Source organism: Yunchengibacter salinarum, assembly GCF_037658235.1.
GTDB classification, from domain to species: domain Bacteria; phylum Pseudomonadota; class Alphaproteobacteria; order Sphingomonadales; family Kordiimonadaceae; genus Yunchengibacter; species Yunchengibacter salinarum.
In genome coordinates this window covers 1-4,175 of the sequence record NZ_JBBJLN010000025.1, presented here as the reverse complement: position 1 = coordinate 4,175, position 4,175 = coordinate 1, and the positions used below count along the sequence as shown (strand labels likewise).

At 46.4% G+C, this 4,175-nt stretch carries 3 protein-coding genes and 2 pseudogenes; all 5 read right to left on the bottom strand.

Going from position 1 to position 4,175, the window contains the following annotated elements:
• Positions 1-271: transposase (locus WGH93_RS13090; protein WP_374765322.1), on the bottom strand; the 271-nt coding region annotated here is incomplete at its 3' end.
• Between the two features lie 126 nt (positions 272-397).
• Complete coding sequence (locus WGH93_RS13085) at positions 398-1,951, bottom strand: glycosyltransferase family 4 protein (RefSeq protein WP_374765321.1); 1,554 nt, start codon at positions 1,949-1,951, stop codon at positions 398-400.
• Between the two features lie 20 nt (positions 1,952-1,971).
• Positions 1,972-3,297: a hypothetical protein gene (locus WGH93_RS13080; RefSeq protein ID WP_374765320.1), complete on the bottom strand. Its 1,326-nt coding sequence runs from the start codon at positions 3,295-3,297 to the stop codon at positions 1,972-1,974.
• A gap of 240 nt (positions 3,298-3,537) precedes the next feature.
• Positions 3,538-4,027, bottom strand: a pseudogene (locus WGH93_RS13075) (IS3 family transposase); the annotation flags it as partial.
• 16 nt (positions 4,028-4,043) lie between these two features.
• Positions 4,044-4,175, bottom strand: a pseudogene (locus tag WGH93_RS13070) (IS630 family transposase); the annotation flags it as partial.

The following is a 4,175-nucleotide window of genomic DNA, read 5'->3' as shown; positions in this document are numbered from 1 at the left end:
ACAGGCCCATGTCCCGCCAGCGATAAAAATAATGCTGCAGTGTGGTCATGGGTGGAAATACGCCCGGCGGCAACATGCGCCAGGGCAAGCCACCGCGCAGCAGATAGAGCATCGCATTCCTAATGTCCCGACACCTCCAGCGCGGCGGGCGGCCCCGCCGTGGACGCGGCGGCAGAAGCGGTTCCAGAGCCGCCCACTCCGCATCCGTTAAATCGCTTGGCAAACGCTGTCCTTCGCGGGCAAACTGCTGACGGGTGATATCAGTCCACATCCTGTGCCTCCATGGTGGATTCGCAACTTCCATGAATCACAAGTGGCTGATATCACTCAATTCCTTTTTCGGTCAGGCTCTGACAGCCTAACGTCTGCGCTTTTCATAGCAAAATATTCAAGCAAATCAGGTAGAAAAACGATCATAACACGCCAAAAGTGAAGCGCACCGATGTGTCCAGTTTCCTTTAGATCTTACGTATTGAGGACCCGCTTTACGCATAGCCTCAAATCCGAGCGGACTACTAATGAAAAATTTTATTTGGTCCGCCAGAGCCGTTACGTTGTCTGCCTCAAAAATTCTACCCGCCCCGGATTCTCGAACGACCCGCGCCAAGGGCGCAACAGATGAAACCAGTAAGGGCAATTCCGCTTGCATCGCCTCATACGGCTTTAGTGGCGCAACAATATTACAGACACCCCAGTTCCGGCGAGGCAGGCACATCAAGTCTGCCGAACTAAAAAGCCTGTCAAGCTCATCTTTCGATACGCGGCCATGCAGACATATATGGCTATTGAGGTTTAAGTCATTGATCAGAGCTCGTAATGTCGGCTCAAAAGACCCGTCGCCTGCTATATCTAAATAGACAGAGTCTACGCCCTGCCGGCGCAGCCTAGAAACGGCTCGCACCAAAATATCCAACCCCTCATAATCCACCACCGCACCAGCATAAATAAGACGCAGTGAATATTTAGATTTTTTTCTCTCTACTGCGTTTTGTCGAGATTGAACAAAATTATTCATATCGACACCGTTCTCAAGAATATTCATTTCATCAGTTCCCTCCTGTCCTTTAAAATAATTCCATAATTCTTTATTGATGGCGAAAAACACATTAGAATCGGTGATACATTTTCGCTCTAGACGACTTTGGATGTTGAACAATTCAGACTTTTCGTCTAGGTCACCGCGCGACACTCGAGTTAACTCCCAACTTCCTCGCGCTTCAAACACCGTTGGAATATTCAGCTGGCTGGCCGCCCAGATGGCTGGCAACGCACCGAAATGATTAGTTACTGCGTGCACGAGCGGGGGCCTAACTCTCTCAAAAAGCTTAAAAAATATGCTATAAGATAAATTAAAGTATTTCTCTAGGGGAGCATTACTCATGTTACAATAATCATCTACAAAATAATGATGCTCTATACTTTCATCGGAAATGACATGATTGCCCGGATGCAAGTCCTGAGTTTTTTCGTTGGGCCGATCAGCTGGATATCCAGGACGTGCAATAAGCTGTGGACGAAACCCGGCACGCTGCAACTCATTCATTATTTTAAGTGTACGCAGCCCATATCCACTCTTATGAAACGGAGCCCCCTGGTTAACAACCATAATTGGGCATTTTGGTTCAATATACTGATAACAGGTCGACGCGACCGGAACAAAATCTGGAAAGAAGGACTTGTCGGCTACCCGTCGATACATTTGAATTTGAGCCATCCACTCCGCATATTGTGGCTGCCTATGATCTCTCCGAAGAGTCGATAAAACCTTTTCAAATATACGGTACCTGCCAGATCTAAATAAAGCCGTCATCAGTGCATCGACATCTTCCGTTTTATTTATAGTTTTTATACTATTTAACTTCAATAAATTTACTGCTATTTTACCACCAATAACGGGGCTATATTTGGATGCGCAACGCAATATTTCTTTATAGTCGTAATATTTAGTCACAGCGTAAACCCTATTTTTAATTAAAACGATTCAAATAAGCGTTCTTTCAACATATAATTTAACAAAAGTATTTTTTGGCTTAACTCCTTTTCACGCTCCTCCAGGGCGGCAATGCGACGCTCAAAAGGCTCAATTTGAAGCCTAACAGATTCATTTATGATTGCATCAGAGACAGGAATTACCTCGCGAGTAACCCGCTCCCGCCAATCCGGCGGCAACATATGGCTGAGCAAATACCCCGTTTTCTCAAGTTGCTCGCCAATCTCCACAGCAGTCGCGTCCATGGACTGCAGAAAACAATGGTTAAGGGCCTCGGGATTAAAATAAAATTCGTCCGCAACGTCCGGCCAAAGATCTATCGGGCACCAAACTAAATCAGCGTCTTCTGAAACAATATATTGCTCCAAAAAATCACGGTGATACATAATAACTACTTGCGAAAAAATATCAGATGCACATCTGCTCCATATGGCTATTTCAGACGTTTTCGTCACTGCTCCATTCGCAGAAACGGTTTTACCCACAGCCAATGCGCCCTTATCCCATCGGATCTGCCCCTGATCGCACACCAATACAGCCCTTGCCCCTTTGCCACTTTTGTCGAGTGCACTAAGATTATCCCTAATTCGCCTAATTTGGCGTGCCCGATTTGGGAAAAACTGCACACCCAATCCATGAAGATACACCTGCCTCGATGATATGGGTAGATTTAACCCTACTTCGACCTCACAGACAGTGGCATTCTCCGAATCTGGTACGATAAATCCAGCATGACTTCCCTGATGTAGCTTAAAAGTCCCTACTGCACCCCCAGGGCGCCCCGCCAAACCAACTTGACTCAAAAAATTCTGGTCATATTGACGCTCACCTCCCCAACTCATCGCAACCTCTAAATCCAATGGGTCGATTGTTGAATCTGGTTCACAAGAAATCTTTGGATATACCTTTGCATAATGCCCCGCATCCTGATTAAAAAATAACAATAATTTATTCTCTTTTGTGCTGGAGTGATAAAACTCAAAACCTTCTGTTTGCAATTCTTGAAATCCGCCTTTAAGAGAAAAACAAAGAAACACACCTTTTTTTAATAGATTTATTTTAGATTTTAATGACTTGCTATCAAAAAAACATTTACGCCCTTTTTTATCAATTAAAATTACGTTGAAATCAATATTATTCCAAGGTTTTTTACTAATAATACTAAAAATTCCATTCACATTTAAAATCGAGTCGCAATATTTATACCATCTATTCATAGGCGGTTTAGGCGTAACTTCTTTTTCTTTCGCGATTTCCTGCCACCCATTCAGTGGCATATAATCAGCCCCCAGACCATTCTCACTCATTATTACGAGCGACCTAATCTGAGCTTTCTTTTCCTGCCAGGCAGGGATCTTAAAAACTGTTACGAACATAAATTTCCTAGGCTCATGATAAGGTGATCGCCGGAACACAAAACCCACTGTCGGAATTTCTAGGACCACATCTCTAGACTGCGTTATAGTAAATATAACATCAAGGTGAGAAGTGGACCACATTTGCTGGACAGCTTGGCGGCGTTGTTAAGGTGGAACTGCATACTGGTGTTATGCCGCCGTGCGCATGTCCGGGGCCAGCCCCGGACATGCGTTATAAATCCTGTCGGGCGTCTGCCCGTCAAGGGATGAATGTGGCCTCTCCGTGTTATAGTAGGCGATCCATGAACCGATCAGGCGACGCGCCTCTCGGCCGCCTGTCAATGCGTGCAGGTAGACGCACTCATATTTGAGGCTGCGCCAGAGCCGCTCGATAAACACGTTATCTAACCATCTCCCTTTCCCATCCATGGATATTTTGACCCCGGCTGCACGCAGCCGGCTTGTCCATTCGAACCCGGTGAACTGACTGCCCTTGGTCGGTATTGAAGATTTCGGGCCGGCCAAACCGGTCCAGGGCCTCTTCCAGAGCCTCCAGACAAAAGCTGACGTCCATGCTGTTGGAGGGCCGCCAGGCCAGTACCTTGCGACTGTACCAGTCCATGATCGTGACCAGATAGAGAAAGCCCCGTTCAAGCGGGATATAGCTGATGTCCGCACACTAGAGCAGATTCACTTTAATCCAGATCATATCCTGCGGCGGCGAAGTAGTTGATGCATTCATCTGGCGTGAAGGCGCCGAGGCAGTCAGCGACTGTATCCCAAAGCTCGTCGACAGTTCGTGCGGTTGCCTTTCGCAGGAGGGCCTT

What these genes read in the sequence shown, in the direction of transcription:
- WGH93_RS13080 (WP_374765320.1), bottom strand. Translation starts at nt 3,297, where the DNA reads ATGAGTGAGAATGGTCTGGGGGCTGATTATATGCCACTGAATGGGTGG.